The 17,049-nt window shown below is 62.8% G+C and carries 18 protein-coding genes and 2 pseudogenes; 16 read left to right on the top strand and 4 right to left on the bottom strand.

What is annotated here, in order from left to right; translation table 11 throughout:
* From QZ994_RS13260 to QZ994_RS13250, 3 genes and pseudogenes are all read left to right on the top strand, one after another.
* Positions 1-841: pseudogene (locus QZ994_RS13260) on the top strand (hypothetical protein); the annotation flags it as partial.
* Positions 842-844: 3 nt separating this feature from the next.
* Positions 845-1,186 (top strand): hypothetical protein, encoded by a 342-nt coding sequence (locus QZ994_RS13255; protein ID WP_290872291.1) that lies wholly within the window; start codon positions 845-847, stop codon positions 1,184-1,186.
* Positions 1,187-1,284: 98 nt separating this feature from the next.
* Positions 1,285-2,452: pseudogene (locus QZ994_RS13250) on the top strand (methyl-accepting chemotaxis protein); the annotation flags it as partial.
* A 73-nt stretch (positions 2,453-2,525) separates the two neighbouring features.
* On the opposite strand, the gene lepB reads toward QZ994_RS13250, so the two are convergent.
* From lepB to QZ994_RS13230, 4 genes are all read right to left on the bottom strand, one after another.
* Positions 2,526-3,446: a signal peptidase I gene (lepB, locus tag QZ994_RS13245; protein ID WP_290872288.1), complete on the bottom strand. Its 921-nt coding sequence runs from the start codon at positions 3,444-3,446 to the stop codon at positions 2,526-2,528.
* 38 nt (positions 3,447-3,484) lie between these two features.
* Complete coding sequence (locus QZ994_RS13240) at positions 3,485-3,712, bottom strand: hypothetical protein (RefSeq protein WP_290872285.1); 228 nt, start codon at positions 3,710-3,712, stop codon at positions 3,485-3,487.
* The gene (locus QZ994_RS13235; protein WP_290872282.1) at positions 3,709-4,251 is read right to left on the bottom strand and encodes a sigma-70 family RNA polymerase sigma factor; all 543 of its coding nucleotides are present in this window, start codon (positions 4,249-4,251) and stop codon (positions 3,709-3,711) included. The genes QZ994_RS13240 and QZ994_RS13235 overlap by 4 nt, the downstream gene beginning before the upstream one ends.
* 454 nt (positions 4,252-4,705) lie before the next feature.
* Entirely contained in the window at positions 4,706-5,188 is a 483-nt protein-coding gene (locus QZ994_RS13230; protein WP_290872279.1) for a hypothetical protein, read from the bottom strand.
* A gap of 392 nt (positions 5,189-5,580) precedes the next feature.
* On the opposite strand from QZ994_RS13230, the gene QZ994_RS13225 reads away from it, so the two are divergent.
* The 13 genes from QZ994_RS13225 to QZ994_RS13170 form a co-directional block, all read left to right on the top strand.
* Positions 5,581-6,426, top strand: coding sequence for a hypothetical protein (locus QZ994_RS13225; RefSeq protein WP_290872276.1), 846 nt, complete (start codon positions 5,581-5,583; stop codon positions 6,424-6,426).
* Positions 6,423-6,857: a hypothetical protein gene (locus QZ994_RS13220; RefSeq protein WP_290872273.1), complete on the top strand. Its 435-nt coding sequence runs from the start codon at positions 6,423-6,425 to the stop codon at positions 6,855-6,857. The genes QZ994_RS13225 and QZ994_RS13220 overlap by 4 nt, the downstream gene beginning before the upstream one ends.
* Positions 6,858-6,988: 131 nt before the next feature.
* Entirely contained in the window at positions 6,989-7,222 is a 234-nt protein-coding gene (locus tag QZ994_RS20040; RefSeq protein WP_367172314.1) for a GFA family protein, read from the top strand.
* Between the two features lie 296 nt (positions 7,223-7,518).
* The gene (locus QZ994_RS13215; RefSeq protein ID WP_290872270.1) at positions 7,519-8,199 is read left to right on the top strand and encodes a hypothetical protein; all 681 of its coding nucleotides are present in this window, start codon (positions 7,519-7,521) and stop codon (positions 8,197-8,199) included.
* 168 nt (positions 8,200-8,367) lie between these two features.
* Positions 8,368-8,550, top strand: a complete 183-nt coding sequence (locus QZ994_RS13210; protein ID WP_290872267.1) for a hypothetical protein — start codon at positions 8,368-8,370, stop codon at positions 8,548-8,550.
* A gap of 180 nt (positions 8,551-8,730) precedes the next feature.
* The gene (locus QZ994_RS13205) at positions 8,731-9,348 is read left to right on the top strand and encodes a hypothetical protein (RefSeq protein WP_290872264.1); all 618 of its coding nucleotides are present in this window, start codon (positions 8,731-8,733) and stop codon (positions 9,346-9,348) included.
* A gap of 247 nt (positions 9,349-9,595) precedes the next feature.
* Positions 9,596-10,012, top strand: a complete 417-nt coding sequence (locus QZ994_RS13200) for a hypothetical protein (RefSeq protein WP_290872261.1) — start codon at positions 9,596-9,598, stop codon at positions 10,010-10,012.
* A 158-nt stretch (positions 10,013-10,170) separates the two neighbouring features.
* The gene (locus tag QZ994_RS13195; RefSeq protein WP_290872258.1) at positions 10,171-10,473 is read left to right on the top strand and encodes a hypothetical protein; all 303 of its coding nucleotides are present in this window, start codon (positions 10,171-10,173) and stop codon (positions 10,471-10,473) included.
* 7 nt (positions 10,474-10,480) lie between these two features.
* Entirely contained in the window at positions 10,481-10,939 is a 459-nt protein-coding gene (locus tag QZ994_RS13190; protein ID WP_290872255.1) for an excalibur calcium-binding domain-containing protein, read from the top strand.
* On the top strand, positions 10,927-11,055 hold the full coding sequence (locus QZ994_RS13185) for a hypothetical protein (protein WP_290872252.1): 129 nt from the start codon (positions 10,927-10,929) through the stop codon (positions 11,053-11,055). Before QZ994_RS13190 ends, QZ994_RS13185 begins: the two co-directional genes overlap by 13 nt.
* Positions 11,056-11,195: 140 nt before the next feature.
* Positions 11,196-12,770: a methyl-accepting chemotaxis protein gene (locus QZ994_RS13180; RefSeq protein WP_290872249.1), complete on the top strand. Its 1,575-nt coding sequence runs from the start codon at positions 11,196-11,198 to the stop codon at positions 12,768-12,770.
* Positions 12,771-12,879: 109 nt separating this feature from the next.
* Positions 12,880-13,812, top strand: a complete 933-nt coding sequence (locus QZ994_RS13175; protein ID WP_290872247.1) for an adenylate/guanylate cyclase domain-containing protein — start codon at positions 12,880-12,882, stop codon at positions 13,810-13,812.
* A 71-nt stretch (positions 13,813-13,883) separates the two neighbouring features.
* Positions 13,884-17,049: PAS domain-containing protein (locus tag QZ994_RS13170; protein ID WP_290872244.1), on the top strand; the 3,166-nt coding region annotated here is incomplete at its 3' end.

Raw genomic sequence — 17,049 nt, 5'->3', positions numbered from 1 at the left:
GGCCATCAAGGGCCTGGTGCGCGCCGCCCAGGTGGCCGGCCGACCCGACTGGGTGCTGGCCGCCCGCCGTGCCCTGCAGGCCCTGCACACGGCGCTGTGGGTGCCCGAATCCGGCGCGCCAGGCGGCCACCGCCTGCTGGCCACCGGCCTGGACGGACGCGGCACACCGCTGGCCCCGCTGAACGCCTACCTCGACGACCACGCTTTCCTGCTCGACGCCCTGCTGAGCCTGCTGCAGTCGGACTTCAGGGAAAGCGAGCTCCAATGGGCCACCCAGCTGGCCGAGGCCCTGCTGGGCGCCTTCGAAGACCCGGCCGAAGGCGGCTTCTTCTTCACCCGCCACGACCACGAAGCCCTGATCGTGCGCAGCCTGAGCGGCACCGACCACGCCCTGCCCTCGGGCAACGCCGTGGCCGCCCTGAGCCTGCTGCGCCTGGGCCAGCTGCTGGGCGAGCCCCGTTACCAACAGGCCGCCGAACGCACCCTGCTGCGCTTCGCGGCCCAGGCCGCACAGCAACCCGGCGCCTGGTCGGGCCTGCTGCGCGCCGCGCTGGAACAGCAGCACGCCCCCACCCTGATCGTGCTGCGCGGCACCGAGGCCCCCGCCTGGCGCGACGCCCTGCTGACCCACTGCCTGCCGCACACCCTGGTGATCGCCCTGCCCGAACCCGAAGACGGCGAAGCCAGCACCCTGCCCGAAGCGCTGGACAAACCCCTGCCCCCGCCCGGCCAGACCCAGGCCTGGTTGTGCAGCGCGGGCGAATGCTCGCCGCCGGTGGGGAGCCTGGCGGAAGTGAAGGAGGCCGTGGGCTTGGGCGGGCGAAGCCCCACGCTACATTGAGGCATGCGCCACCCAGCGTTCCAGATCACCCCCGTGCCCCATGGCGTGCACCGCTGCGAGGGCACCGACGTTTTCCAATGCACCCAAGGCCCGCACGACGCCGTGTTCACCGTCGAGCACGAAGCGCCCATGCTGGTTGCCCGGGGCCTGCCGCCTCTGCGCGCCAGACTGCCCGCCGCCTTCAAAAACCCGGCCCCCTGTGCCGAGACCCGGGCCTGGCGGGTGGACGCCGCACGCCAGATGGCCGCCTGGCTGCGCGCCACCCCGCCCTGGTCCCGGGCCGAGATCGACCTCAGCGACCTCGACACCTTTGACGGAGAGCGGCCCGCGCGCCCCATTTGGTGAAGTGTCTAGGACACCACACACCACGCGACGCCCACCCCCCCAAGGATCAACCTGGCCATGCCGACAACCGGACACCCGCTTTGTCTAGGAAGTACCCCATGCGCCAGAACCTGCCTGTCACCCAACGCGAGTACGACTTTCCGGCCGACGCCACCCTGATGTCGAGCACCGACACGCAGAGCCACATCACCTACGCCAACTAGGCCTTCATCCAGGTCAGTGGTTTCGAGCGTGAAGACATACTCGGGCAGCCCCACAACATGGTCCGCCACCCGGACATGCCCACCCAGGCCTTTGCCGACATGTGGGCCACGCTGCAGGCCGGTCAGTCGTGGACGGCCCTGGTCAAGAACCGCCGCAAGGACGGCGACCACTACTGGGTGCGCGCCAACGCCACCCCCGTGATCCGCGGCGGCGCCGTGGTGGGCTACATGTCGGTGTGGACCAAGCCCATGCCGGCCGAGGTGCAAGCGGCCGAACACGCCTACCGGGACTTCCGCGAAGGCCGTGCCGGCCAACGCGCCTTCCACCGGGGGCTGATCGTCCACACCGGGTGGATGGCCTGGCGTTCCATCGGGCAGACCCTGCCGCTGACCTGGCGACTCGCATTGCCCTTGATCGGCATCTCTCTGGCCGCGCTGTTCAGCGCCCACTTCCTGGGCCTGGACCACAACGGCATGCTCGGCCTGGCCGGCGTGCTCACCGTGGGCACCGCACTGAAGATCTGGGCGCTCAACGCCCAGATCGTGCGCCCGCTCAAACAGGTGCTGGCCCAGGCGCAGGCCGTCGCGGCCGGGCAAGCCGGGCAAAACCTGCACTTCAACCGCATCGACGAAATCGGCATGCTCATGCGGGCCGTGAACCAATCGGGCCTGAACCTCAAATCGCTGGTGGACGACGTGGGCCAGCAGGTGCACGGCGTGCGCCGCGCCAGCGACGACATCGCACAGGGCAACGACGACCTCAGCGCCCGCACCGAACAGACCGGCGCCCAGCTGCAGCAAACCGCGGCCTCGATGTCGCAGATGACCTCGGCCGTGCGCACCAACACCGACACCGCCCGCAGTGCCACCGGGCTGGCCAACGAGGCCAGCACCGCCGCCAGCCGCGGGGGCGACGTCGTGGGCCGCGTGGTGGAAACCATGTCGGAGATCAGCAACCGCCCGCGCCGGCGAACAGGGCCGCGGCTTTGCCGTGGTCGCCACCGAGGTGCGCAGCCTGGCCCAAAGATCGGCCGAAGCGGCCAAGGAGATCAAGCAGCTGATCCAGGCCATGCGGCTGGAAGAGGCGATCGCGGTGTTCAAGAGCCGCTAGAACCACGGCTCACAGCGCCCCGCCGTCAATCGAGGGTCAAGCCCAGGCGAGACCAGCGCACCCCTTCCGCACGCCCCGACGAAAACCACACCTGTCGGGCCTTGCCCACGATGTCCGACAGGGGCACCAGCCCAAACTGGCGGGTGTCTGTGCTGACGCTGCGGTTGTCGCCCAGCACAAAGGCCTGGCCGGGGGGAACCGTCCACTCACGCGGGGGCAAAGGCTCCTCGGCCATCGCCCACTGAACCTGCCACTGGCGGCCGCCCATGGCCTCGGTGACCTGCACGCCACTGGCGCTCATGTGCTCTGCCACGGTCAAGGCCTGCCCATTGATCCAGACCCCGCGCCCTGCCATGCGGACCTGGTCTCCGGGCAGGCCGACCACACGCTTGATGTAGTTCTGCGTCCGGTCATTGGGGTAGGTGAAGACGGCGATGTCGCCCCGGCGCACTGCGCTGCTGGCGCCAGGGTGGTTGTAGCGCTTGTCGGCAAAGAGGATGTCGCCCTGCCGCACGCTGGGCTCCATGCTGGCCGACGGGATGCGGTAAGACGCCACCTGGTGCGCCTGCACATGGCCGATCAGCAGGGGCAAGGCCAACGCATCACACAGCAAGAACACAAGCGCATACACCCCACTGAGCTGCCAGGCGGCGCGCACCTGACCTTGCCCCTGCATGGCCCGCGCCACACGCCAGGCGTCCACCATGCCCCATACCCAGATGCCCAGCGCCAGCAACACCCCCAGGACCAACGCCCCCATCATCCAGGGCGGCGGCAGGTACAGCCCAATCACCGCCACACCCGGGATGCTCAGGAGCGCAAAGCCGAGGAAAAGCCAGATGCCCTTGTTCGCTTGCCCGTTGTAGAGCTGGCCGAAGCCCGGCATGACGAGGGACATGAGCCAGGCAAGGATCGGACGCGGACGGTAGAGATTGGAAGATGCCATGACGGGGCTCCGTTCAGAGATTGAGTGAGAGGTGACGGTCACATCGCCACCGACGTGGTCCAAAGGCCAAAGATGAAGGCGAGCACCTGCGAGACACCCAGCCCGGCGGCCAGCGCCGCGCCCAGCCATCGCAGGGCATGCGGCACACGGAAGCGGCTGGCCCGAGCAGGCTGCGCGTGCACCTCGCACATCACGCGCCGCACGAAATCGGCAGGTACGTCCAGCAAGTCGCTTCCCAGCAAACGGTCGATGTCGTCGTTGTTCATCGCGTGTTCTCCAACAATTCGCGCAGCCGCTGCTTCGCTCGGTGCAAACGCACCTTGATGGCCGCCAGCGAGCAGCCTTCGATCCGGGCGATCCCGGCCAGATCCAGTTCTTCGAAATACGCCAGCGCCAGCGCGCTGCGGTCACCTGGCGGCAACGCGCGCAAAGCCTGGCGGAGTTGCTCGCGCCGTTGGCGCGCCATCGCTTCCGGCTCGGGCTCCCCCTGCTCACCAGCGACATCCTGCGGCGCATCACCCCAGGCACCCTCGTTCACGGCAGACGCCCGCGTCAGCTCGTTGAATGCCAGGTTCCTTGCGATGGTGAACAACCAAGTCGACAAGGCCGCTTTGCCAGGGTCGTAATCAGCCCAGCGCTGCCAGGCGCGCAAAAAAGTGTCTTGCGCCACCTCCTCGGCCTGCGCCTGGCTCAGGCCCATGCGCCCCAGATAGCCAAACAAGGGGCGCTGAAAATGCCCGACCACCTCGGCAAAGGCCGATCGGTCGCCGCTTTCGATGCGCTTGATCAACAGTTGGGTGTCCACTCGCCTGATTCCGTCTGGTTTGCAGGCTTATACAGGCCAGGGCGAAAAAGGTTACAGGCCTGGCTGCGCACCACGCCCCCCAGCAAAACGCCGCCCTGGTGCAACTGAGCACAGAATCGGCCGCCTCGCTGCAGACCCAGGCCATGCGGCTGGAAGAGGCGATCGCGGTGCTCAAGAGCCGCTGAGGCCAGGCCGGGCGTTTTGCGCCGAACGCGCCCCGAATGGGTTGGCGCACGGCACGTTTTCAGCGGCGTTCCGCCCTTTTGGCTCGGCACGTGCCCCAAAAAGGGTCGTGCGCCGCGCAAATCGCTCGGCGCTCCGCCCACAGAGCCCGACACGCCACCCGATGTGGGGCGAGCGCCGGGCACGTGGGGCGGCACACCAAAGAAAAAGCCCCGCGAACGGGGCTTTGTGGGGCGTGGGCCGCGCACTGGGCACGGCGAGCCAGGCCCATTCAGCGGGCGTTGGCCGCGACCGCCGCGACAGCCGTGGCGCGGGGGCTGCGCGCAAAGCGGGCCGAGATGGCCTGGCGCAGCGATTCCAGGCCCGAGCCCTTGCCCAGCACCTTCAGCAGGGCGTAGCCCTCCAGCGAGGCGCTCATCACATCGCTGCCCAGGGCGGTTTCGGCGTCGTCCACCCGGCCGAGCAGCTGGCGCAGGCGGCTGCTGCGGCGGCGCAGGGCATCGAGGTTGAGCAGATCGCGTTCGGCCTCGGCCAGGTCGAGCGTGGGCGGGATCACCTGCGGGTTCTGGCTCAGCACCACCAGCGTCTGGCGGCAAAAGGCCTCGGACTTGTCGCCCATCCGGGTCAGCCCCCTGCGCTCGTCGGCGTCCAGATCGGGCAAGCCGGCCAGCTTGGCCTCCAGCACGCCCAGGGCCGCGTCAATCTCGGCGAAATCGGCGTCGCTCAGGTTCAGCGAAATCAGGTTCTGGCTCATGTGTGCATCCTTCCTCTTGGTTTGCTTGATGAATGAATGAACGAAGCAGGCCGACACCGTGCCGGCGCTTCGGGGTGGAACCGTAGCCAAGGAGGGGATGCGGGCGGAACCCCTATCGGGGGTGGCGCGAGCCAAGTGAGGGTGATGTGGCGACGCTGCGCCTGACCGAGTGGCCGATTGACCGGGTGCGACGGGGCGGGTAGCCTTTGATGTGTAACAAGGGGAAATCGACGATGGGGCGACAAAAAAATGCGCGAAATCAAGTGCTTGCATGCGTAATCGTTATGAGGTTATGCGTCGCTGGTGACGGTGCGCCGTGGTTATGCCGTCGTTGGTGACGCCGAAATTACAGTTAGGCTTACCTTACAAAAATTGTTCAGGGAACGAAGTACATGAGCACACACACAATATTCAGAGCATACCGATACCAGTTGCTACCTTTGGACCGAAACGAAACCAAAGATCTATACCACGACCGATCATCTGAAGAGATAATTTCGCACAAGAATCTATATTTTGCGGAAGCACTTTTTCATCTACCAAAGATCAATCACAAACGGGTGGAGATAAACATATCGATTGAGACTATTGGGCCGGACTTTTTCAAGATTCAACTCGCGCCCAGTAGGCCACTGACCAGAGAAACGCATGACTACAGGCGTGAAAAGGTTGAAAATTGGCCGCATATAGAAGCCTACATCCTAAACAACGCAGACGATCAACTATTGATAATTCAAGATCGCGTAACCGCATTCGCAAACACCGATACCGCTGCAAACATAATTCTCCGTGGAACGCGAGGCATGCTCGACAGAATTGGTCTGAGCCTTCAAATAGAGCCGCTGTTCAATGAGGCTTATTTTTGGGGCTTGGTCAACGAGTACAGCAACAGAATTACTTGGCTAGAGTTTGAATTCATAACGCCAAACATGGCGAATATTTCAAAGACTCTAGCGAAAACCTTAAAAAATCTTGGTAAGGAAACAAACGCAGTTAGAGAGCAATTGACGCTGCGCGCTGCCCCCTCATCGTCACTTGACATTTCGCAGGAAAATGCAACCATTCAAGGGTTGGTTGAGTACACAAGTCAAGGCGCAGGAGATATAAAGCTGAAAATAAAAGGAATCAGAAAACGCTTTCAAACTTCCAACTCCCGGCGTGAGGTGCACTTGTCAGGCATTGAAATAACGGCTGGCGCCAGCGAAATTGCCGAAATCATCAGGGAAGCTTTGCGATGAACATCGGCGTTCTACGAACTACTTTTATGTCATTGGGCGCAGCATGCGCCGTGCAATTCTTCTTGCACCAGATACAGTCAGACTTCATATTTAATTTTTTGAAGTCAAATATAACCAACCTCCAAGTTGCGCTGCTCGCAGTAAATACAGCGACTCTCGGAATCGTTCTCACGAAAATCAGAGAAATAATTGACCAGACAGGGCAGCGCGCAGAATTTGAATCGACACGAAATGAAATGCTTCTATCCATAAAGGAGCAGGTCGCTTTAGTTGCCGTATCTTTACTTATCGTTGCACTTGAGTCAGCCAAAAATCCCCCCATTGCTGTGCCATCGGAAGTATTTCAAGCAACACTTATTGCCTCATTTATATACTCAATATTTGTCCTTTACGATACAGCAAAAAGTGTTTTTGTCATCTTGGATTACTAACCGCCAATACGCCGAATATGCAGCGAGTAAGCCTAACTGGGCGCTCAACGCGGACAATAATGCTTCGCATTATTGCCGGTTAACTTGGGCGTTAGGCCCCTCATAACTCTCCCAGCAATCGGAAGGCACCAATGAAAGTCCACGGTAGTTGCCATTGCGGCCTTGTCAAATTCAGTGCGGAAGTTGATCCGAAACTAACCAGCGTGTGTCATTGCAATGATTGCCAGAAGCTCACTGGCACAGCCTTCCGGCTTTCAGTTCCAGCCATCACCGGCACATTTCAGATCGAATCTGGCGAGCCCAAGATTTATGTGAAAGTCGCTGAAAGCGGCTCTCACAGAGCCCAGGCGTTCTGCCCGGAATGAGGCTCCCCGCTCTTCACCTATGGCGTCGAAAATCCATCTGCGATTGGGCTTCGCGTTGGCGTCCTTGACGAACGCTCACAACTTCCGCCAACATGGCAAAAATGGTGCAGTTCTTCAATGCCTTGGATCCAGCACATCTCACAGCTTGAGCAGGCGCAAGGCAATGCACGCAACAGCTAAATCCAGCATCAGCCCACACTTTGGCCTAACTGGGCGGTCAAGGGGACGCGGATACTTGCCATCGCTTCGGGCAGGCCTTATGGGCGCCCCTTACCTTGGGCGTTAGGCCTTCGCTTATGAAGATCGAATTCAATCTGCTCGAGAACGCTCACGACTCACTCGATCGCGCATTTGAATTGATCGTATGGGGTGATCAGCAACACGAAGCGAGAAGGCTCAAGCAAGCTGTTCAAGCCGTTGCCCATGCGATAGAACTTTTTCTAAAGGAGCGCCTTCGCCGTCTGCACCCATCACTCATCTGGGAGAACGTGGACCAGTATCCAAACTTGAACGCGCGCACAGTGGGCGCAGAGCGAGCAGCTGAACGATTGAAAAGCATCGGCGCGGTGGACTTTCACGGCGATGACCTTCAACTGCTAAGGGCCTTGCGCGCGACCAGAAACGCCATTGAGCACTTTGCATGGACCACAACCAAGCAAGAGGCAGACGCAATACTTGGCCGATCACTAGAGTTCGCTTTCCACTTTGCAAGGCAGGAGTTGGCCTTCGAATATCTCGACTATGGCCAATACAAAGACGGGACATATCACGAGCTACTGATGTCCAATCCGGAGTTTGGTCGCGCAGCCGAACGTCGAAAGATGAACCGCTCATCCGCCAACCCACCAGAGTTGCTTGTATGTTCTGTGTGTAGGGCAAAGGCAGTCGACTCAGTCACCCGATCATGCAGGCTATGCGGTCATTGGGAGCCAGAGCCGAGTAGCGTAGAGCCATACGATGACGATATCCCCTTCTAAGCCAACTCAAATGGCTACCTCTACGCGCCCCAGCCTAACTGGTCGGTCAAGCGGACGCCAACACTGGCCATGCCTTCGGCATTTTCATGGCCAGTGTTGGTGCCCTACGCACCTTCGGTGCTCCGGCGCCGCTTACCTTGGGCGTTAGGCTCCCAGAGGCACACGAAAATGGCCATTGCTGAGTTCCTTGCACAAGCGTTGTTTGAGTTACCTGCGGCCGGCATGGCCTGGGTGCTTCAACGCACAACGCGTATGAGCCAGCAAACCGCTGAGCTTGTTGCCAACCTCGTCATCATCGGCATCATTGCTGGTGCGTGCTTTGTCGCTTGGTCCCTCTACCAATCAAACTAGCGTTGCCACGCACCGCGCCATCACCAACCAGCGCCTAACTGTGCGGTCAAGCGGACGCCAACACTGGCCATGGCTTCGCCATCTTCATGGCCAGTGTTGGTGCCCTGCGCACCTTCGGTGCTCCGGCGCCGCTTACCTTGGTTAGTCCGCATAAGAGCATTGCAGCCATCCAAAAATCACATGAATAAAACACTAAACATTGAAGTGTTCCACGGAAGCCTAACGGCTGGAATACAAGAATTCCGGCCGGCCTCCCATTTTGGAGGGCGGCTTGAAGCTTTGTCTGCGATAGGTGCGAAGGCCTTTCTTGACAACGTAACCGACGGGAAACCCATTTTGTACAAAGTTAGCCTCAAGGTGCCTGAAATCAACCTCTTCAAGGCAAAAGAGGATTGGGGAAAATTTGGCCCTCAAGGGGCTTTATTGCCTCTTCGAGCGCTCATGGAGATAGGGGCCGATCAAAAAACAAGACTAGACATCGCAAAGAGGTTTAATAATTACCACCAAGAAATAAACAATGCAAATACCGAGGCAGAAAAAATCACAATCGGGGAAAAATTCCTGGAAAAAGAGTCAGGCGAAACATACAAGGTTATTCAATACAGCAACTTGGTGGAAGGACGCGGCGATGGATACTGTGTCATCGATACGCATACACTAATTATCGAATCATTCTCAAACCCGACTTGGGGAGAGGTTGTAGAGGCTTTCAAAAACCATGGCGACTGGGCGCGCGGAAAAGATGCCGCCATGTCATTTATGAAATCAATCGGGGAAAGTGAGTCAACCTATTTTTAGGTATTGTGCCTTTAGGCGTGAGGCGCAATAAAGGCGCTTGCCCGACTTTTTTGGAAATTCATAGCTAACGGAAGAAAATATGGTTCGCTTGTTCTCAACCACCTTCCTCTCCGCGCCTCAGCCTAACTGTACGGTCAAGCGGACGCGAACCTTGCCTGACTTTTGTGGACACTCCGACCTAACGGGCTCCGGCGCCGGTTAACCTGGGCGTTAGGCGCTCACGAAAATCCACATTGAGCAATTCGCAATGACCAAAGCAAAGTTCAGCGAAATCCTTGATGGCTACGAGTTCTGCGCCTTCGGTGATCTGATGGATACACAAGCCTTCCTGAGCCTGGAGCGAGGCACCGTTCATATCGTTTCCGGCGATATGGAGCTAGACGAGGAGCCGCCTGAAGACATTGACGGGGGCCCCTACCTATCACTCCCGGACAAGTCTGAATTGAAACTTGGCAAGAACTTGGCGATCGAGTTCGCAGAAGAGCATCTGCCCAACGATTTATCTACGGTTCTGGGATTTTTTCACAAGAGCTGCGCCTATGGCAATTTCAAAGCGCTATTGGAACGAAAAGGTCAACTGGAAGCATGGTTTGCATACGAAAAGGCAGCCAAGGAATCTCGCCTTCGCCAATGGTGCGCGGAAAATGACATTGAACTCATATAGTCAGAAAAAGCATCTTGCAACGGGTGCTGCGCCTAACTGGGCGGTCAAGCGGACGCCAACATGTATTGACCCAGCGTTTTCTGCTCAGGTGCGCAGCGCCCCAACCTTGTTTGCCACCTGTGGCAAAGTCTTCCGTCGTTGCAAACACGTCAGCCCCCATGAGTCATCCCCGCCCAGCTTTGCCCGCGGCCCTCGCCGTACTGGCCTTCGGCTTGCTATCGCTCGTTGGTGGTTGGCTCATCGTTGCTGGCGGCGGCTTCTTTCATTCGCCCGGGCGCCGCTCTTCCGAGGGCGCTTTTGTCACCGGGGCGCCAGCGGTGCTGATGGCGAGCCTTCAGTACCTGGCCGCCACCATCGCCTTCACTTGGCTGCTGCGCCCCATGGTTTCGCCGGCCGCAGCGGTCGTGCTTGCATTCACACTCGTCTTTGTCCCACCAGCGCTGTACCTGCTGGTTGGGTAGCGCCGCCATGAACAAACCTCGCTCCCTGAATTGCCTGTTGGCCGCGCTGCTGATGACCATGGGTTTCAGCGCCAACGCCCAAATCCATAAATGCCAGGTCAACGGCGCGGTGCATTATCAGCAGGCGCCCTGCCATGCAAAAGAGGAACGCCCCAAGGCAGCGCCCACCGTTGAAGAACTCAATGCCCAACGGCAGAAGCAACTGGCCTTGGAGAAGGGGCAAGCCAAGCCGCCTCGCGCCGATCCTCGCCTGGTGGCGACGCCAGATGCCCCCACTGCGGCAGATCCGGCCCGAGCCCCCGCACCTCCGCGGTCATCCTTCCATTGCGATGGCCGAAAATACTGCTCGCAAATGACCTCGTGCGACGAGGCCAAATACTTCTTCGCCCACTGCCCAGGCGTGAAGATGGACAACTACGGGCACGGCAACGGCGTCCCCTGCGAACGGCAGTGGTGCGGCCGCTGATCCTCGTGGGCGATGCCTTCGTGAACGCCGAAGTGGAATTTTTCGAGTGGCCGGCCACCAGCCGCAAGCAGGTGCAGGCCATCAGCGAAGAGATCGTCTCCGAGATCCAGCGCTGAGTCACTCGGGCAGTCGCGGGGCCACCCACCGGGCCACGCTGGCGCGATTTGTCATTCAAGCTTGACGCGGATCAAGGTGGTGACCTCAAGGGGCGGCGGCCCCAGTCGATGAGGAGGGCCTCTCTTTCATCGACGTCTCCATGCTTGGTATCCCTTCTTCTCTCAGAGCGCGCCTGTTGGGCGCCTTCGCGGCCGTTGCCCTGACTGGCGTCATCAGTGGCGCGGGCGCGGTGATCGGCCTTCAACAGGTCAGTCAGGATGCATCCACCCTTTATGAACGGCACCTGCTCGGCCTTTCGGCCGTGAAAGAGGCCGAGGTGCAGCTCATCCAGGTGGCGCGTTATCGGGCGCAGTTCGCGCGCGCTGCCGACCAGGCCGATCGCGACCACTACCGCCAGCTCTTCAACCAACACCTGGCCGCCTCGCGCAGCTGGCTGGACCGTGCCCGCCCTGCCCTGGTCACGCCCGATGAACAGGCGGCCCTGGCCCGCACCGACGCCCGCCTGACCGAGTACCTGCCAGATGGCCTGGCCTTTCTGGATGCGGTGCAGGCCTCGCCCCTGCCCAGCGCACAGCCCGAGCTGGATGCCCTGAACGACAAGGCCAAGGCCTCTTTCCAGCGGCTCACGGAAGCAATGGCCCAGCTCGCCAGCCAGAAGGAAGACGTGGGTGCCGCCGCCGCGGCCAGCGCCACCTCCACCTTCCGCCAGGTAACCTGGACGGTGCTGGGCCTGGCCTTGTTGACCGTGGTGTCGGCAGGGTTGCTGGGTTGGCGCCTGTCGTCCACCGTGCTGCGGCAACTGGGCGGCGAGCCCGATGACGCCGTGCGCCTGGCCCGCGAAGTGGCCGCTGGCCACCTCCACACCGAGATCCACCTGGCCGCGGGCGACACGGGCAGCATCCTGGCCGCCATGCGCGCCATGCAGCAGCGCCTGCAGGAGGTGGTGGGCGGCATACGCCACTCGGCCAGCAACATCGCATCGGCCTCGCGCCAGATCGCGGCGGGCAACGCCGACCTGTCTCAGCGCACCGAGGAGCAGGCCAGCCACCTGCAGCAGACGGCGGCAACCATGGTCGAGCTGCAGAACACCGTGGCCTTCAACGCCCGCCATGCCGACCAGGCCGCGGTGATGGCACGCCAGGCCACGGAGGCCGCCGAGGTGGGGCGCCAGGCCGTGGGCCGTGTGGTGCACACCATGGGCGCCATCTCACAGGCCAGCCGCCAGATCAGCGACATCACCAGCGTGATCGACAGCATCGCCTTCCAGACCAACATCCTGGCCCTGAACGCCGCCGTGGAGGCCGCCCGGGCCAATGAGCACGGCCGTGGCTTTGCAGTGGTGGCTGCCGAGGTGCGCTCACTGGCCCACCGCGCCAGCGAAGCCGCGCGCGAGATCAAATCCCTCATCACCGCCAGCGGCGAGCGGGTGGAGGCCGGCTCGCTCGAAGTGGCCGACGCCGGGCAGACCATCCAGGACATGGTCACACACGTGCGCGAGATGGCCCAGCTGATCGAAGAGATCAGCACCTCGACCAAAGAGCAGACCGACGGCGTGAACGGGGCCAGCGCCGCCATCACCCAGATCGACGGCGCCACGCAACAGAATGCCGCGCTGGTTGAGCAGAGCGCCGCAGCGGCCGACAGCCTGAGCCAGCTGGCCGAGGGCCTCTTGCAAGGGGTGGGCACCTTCCGCTTGGCGCACGAAGCCGCCTGAGTTGACGCCCCCCATGCCCCGGCGCGAACCAGGGTCTCCCGAACTTGCCCCCGAAGATCGTGCAATTCATCACGCCACGCGGGGCGTTTTGGGGGGATCATCCGCACCCATGGGGACGACCAAGGAACGCGCCATCCTGTTTGCTGACCTGCGGGGCAGCACGGCGCTCTATCTCAAGCTGGGCAACACCGAAGCGGCGACGGTGGTGACGCACAGCCTGGCCATGCTGGGGCAGATCATTGCCCGGGCGGGTGGCCGTGTGGTCAAGACCCTGGGGGACGGCCTGATGGCCGTGTTCGACGACGCGGAACGGGCGGTCGAGTCGGCCGCCAACCTGCACGACTCGCTGGACCGCATCGCGCCGGTGGCCGATGGCCTGCCGATCAAGGTGGCCGCCATCAAGCTCAAGGTCGCGATTGCGTGGGGCGAAATGGTGGAGGTGGAAGGCGACTGCTTTGGCGATGCCGTCAACGTGGCCGCCCGCCTGCTCGACCTGGCAGGCGACAACGAAACCCTCACCACGGCCCAGCTGCTGCGCGAACTGCCCTCGGACCAGCACGAGCGTTTCCGCAGCATCGACAAGCTCCACCTGCGCGGGCGCAAGGAGCCGGTGCCCGTGCTGCGCATGGAAAGCCGCCGCTTTGGCGACACCGTTTCCACCATGATCATGGACGCACCGGCCACCGACATGCCGGAAGGCATCCGCCTGCAGTGGCTGTCGACCGAGCGCATCTTCTCCACCGCCAGCATGCCCCTGGTGTTGGGCAGAAGCCCACAGGCCAGTTTCTGCGTGAGCGATTCACGCGTGTCGCGTTCGCACGCGCGCATCGAGTCTCACAGCGGGCACATTTACCTCAGTGACCTCAGCTACAACGGCACGCACGTCAAGTTCGACAGCGACGACCAGGTGCTGACGCTGCGGCGAGGCACCTGCACCCTGCATGGCTGCGGCGTCATCAGCATGGGTGCGCCCCCCACCGACCCGACCAGTACCCAGATCCGCTTCGACATCCTCAGCTTCTCAGACACCCTGCCCCAGTGAGTCCGTGACGGGGCAGCGCACGCTGCTTGCGATACAGTCCAACGACGTCACGGAGACGAGCCAGAGATGCGATGACCTTGAACGCCGCACAGGAAGATGCAGAACGCCTGAACCTGGTGCAGGCCAGCCAGCTTCTGGAAGGCACCCCGCCGCCTGCCTTCGATGCCCTGACCCGCACCGCGGCCAGCCTGCTCCAGACCCCCATGGCCACCATCACGCTGGTGGACAACCACACGGTCTGGTACGTCACCCGCGTGGGCCTGCCAGGCCGGCAGCAGACGCGCTCGGGCTCGATGTGCGAGCAGGTGATCACCACCGCCCAGCCCCTTTTCCTGACCGACCCGGACGGCTTGGCCGCCGCGCCCCACGCCAAGGCCTATGCCGGCGCACCGCTCATGGTCGAAGGCCTGGCGCTGGGCACCTTGTGCGTGCTCGACACCGTTCCACGCCAGTGGACGCCGCGCGAACAGGCGGCCCTCCACGACTGCGCCCTGGCCGCGGCCGCCCTGCTCTCTTCGCAGTTGCAGGCGCATCGCTTCCAGCTGATGGAGCAGCGCGTCCGGACCGCCAGCCTGGCGGGCAGCGACTGGCTCTGGGAAACCAATGCCAAGGGGCAGATCCAGTGGGTCTCGGCCAGCCTGGTTCAGCACACCGGTCTGGCCCCCTCGGCCGAAATCGGCCTGCGCGCCGACGACATCTACATTCCGCGTGACGACGAAACCCGCGTCAGCTGGACCCGCTTCTGCCAGGCGCGCCTGAGCCGAGCCCCCTTCCAGGACGCCATCGCCGACCGCATCACGCCCCGTGGCCGCATCACCGTGAGCATCAGCGGCACCCCGGTGTTCAGCTCGCAGGGTGTGTTCATGGGCTACCGGGGGGCGAGCCGCAATGTCACGCGCCAGCTCGCCACCGAACAGGAGGCGCGCAAGGCCGACACCCTGCTGCGCCAGGCCATCGAATCCTTCCATGTGGGCGTGATGATCAGCGCTGCGGATGGCCGCATCCTGTTGCACAACACCTGGTGGCTGGACCACGTCACCGAAGGCCGAGAGTCCATCGACACCACCTGGCCGGACACCATCCGCCGCCTTTACCGGCAAGGTGCCTATGCCCAGACCTCGCTGGACGAAGAGGCCTTTCTGGCCTGGCGCCTGGCCCTGCACGAGCACAAGACCCCCGTGGAGGTGTATTTCAAAAAGGGCTGGCTGCTGTTGAAAGACCACGTGCTGCAGGACGGCAGCGTGGTGCACTTTGCGATGGACATCACGCGCAACAAGCTCGACGCCGCGTTGCTGGCCCAGAAGCAGCAGGCCCTGCAGGAAACCGAAGCCCGGCTCTCGGCCGTGCTCAAGGCACTGCCCGACCTCTGGCTGGTTTTCGATGCCGAAGGCCGCTACGTGGACGCCCACGCCGATCACCCCATGCTGATGCGCCCCCTCCACGAGGTCAAGGGCAAGCCGCTGGGCCAGGCCATCCCGACCGAGCAGGCGGCGCTGCAGCGCGAGGCCATGCGCGAAGCCCAGCGCACCGGCTTGCCACAGCGGCTGGAATACAGTCTGGTCACGCCCGACGGCGTGGCGCGCCACTTCGAAGCCCGCATGACCCCCATGCCCGACGGCCAAACCCTCTTCCTGACGCGCGACATGACCGAGCGCCAGATCGCCGCCGAGAAGCTGCGCATCAGCGAGGAGCGCTGGAAGTTCGCCCTCGACGGCGCGGGCGATGGCGTCTGGGACTACGAGGTCGACACCCGCACGCTTTTTCTCTCGCCCCAATGGAAGGCCCTGCTGGGTCACAGCGACGAAGAGCTGGCCAACGACACCGACGCGATGCTCTCCCTCGTTCACCCCGATGACACCGAACGGGTGCGGCGCGAGTTCTTCCGCTACCTGAGCGAAGCCTCCGGGCTCTACCAGAGCGAGTTCCGCATGCTGCACAAAGAGGGGCACGCGGTGTGGATCCTGTCGCGCGGCAAGGTCGTCAGCCGCGCCCACGACGGTCGCCCCCTGCGCCTGGTCGGCACGCACTCCGACATCACCCTGCTCAAGCAGGCCGAACAGTCCCTGCGCGACAAGCACGCGGCCGAGGCCGCCAGCAGTGCCAAGAGCGAGTTCCTCTCGCGCATGAGCCACGAGATCCGCACCCCGCTGAACGCCGTCAATGGCTTTGCGCACCTGCTGCAGTTGCGCCTCGGGCAGGCAGACGCCGACGAGGGCGTGCTCAACTACGTCAGCCAGATCCGCCAGGCCAGCCAGCACCTCATGGGCCTGGTCAACGACGTGCTCGACCTGCAGCAGGTGGAGACCGGCAAGCTCAGCCTGCGGACCGAGCCCCTTTCTCTGGTGCAGGAGCTGCGCCAGTGCACCGACATGCTCGCCCCACTGGCCCAGGGCCGAGACGTCTCGCTCGTGGTGCAAGCCAGCCAGGATGCCACCGTGCTGGCCGATGCCCAGCGCCTGCGCCAGGCGATCATGAACATCGGCTCCAACGCCATCAAGTACAACCGGCCGGGTGGCGACGTCCGGTTCGCCATCGAACCGCAACCCGATGGCCAGTTTGCACTGTGCATCACCGACACCGGCCCAGGCATGACGGCTGCGGAATTGGCACGTCTGTATCAGCCATTTGAACGATTGGGCAGAGAGACGTCCAGCATCGAAGGCACAGGCCTTGGCCTTATCATCACCCGCACGCTGATCGAGGCCATGCAGGGCCGTGTGGACATCCGAAGTCAGCCGGAGCATGGCACCACTGTGCGCATCATCCTGCCCGCCGCATCACCCGATCCTGGCCTGGTGGCCACGAGCCCATCCACCAGCCCTCACCCTGTCATCGACATGCCCACAGCACAGACCTCACACAGCCCCGCGCAAGCCCTGCGGGTGCTGTACGTCGAGGACAACCGCATCAACGCCATGTTGTTCGAAGAGGCCTTGCGCCCCTACGGTCAGATCGCCCTCGACATCGCCGAAGACGGCCAGACCGCCGTCAGCCTCGTACAGGAATCCCCGCCCCAGGTGCTGGTGCTCGACGCCCACCTGCCCGGCATGTCGGGCTTCGATGTGCTGAAAGCGCTGCGCAAGCTGCCCGGCATGGCCAGCGTGCCCGCCTACATGTGCTCGGCCGATGCCATGCCCGAAGACGTGGCCCGCGCCAAGGCCGAAGGCTTCACCGGCTACTGGACCAAGCCCATCGACATCGTCGAGGTGACCACAGAGCTGTGCAGGTTGGCGGCCA

This window comes from Aquabacterium sp., assembly GCF_021768455.1.
GTDB lineage: Bacteria > Pseudomonadota > Gammaproteobacteria > Burkholderiales > Burkholderiaceae_C > Aquabacterium.
This window is presented reverse-complemented; position numbering and strand designations above follow the sequence as displayed.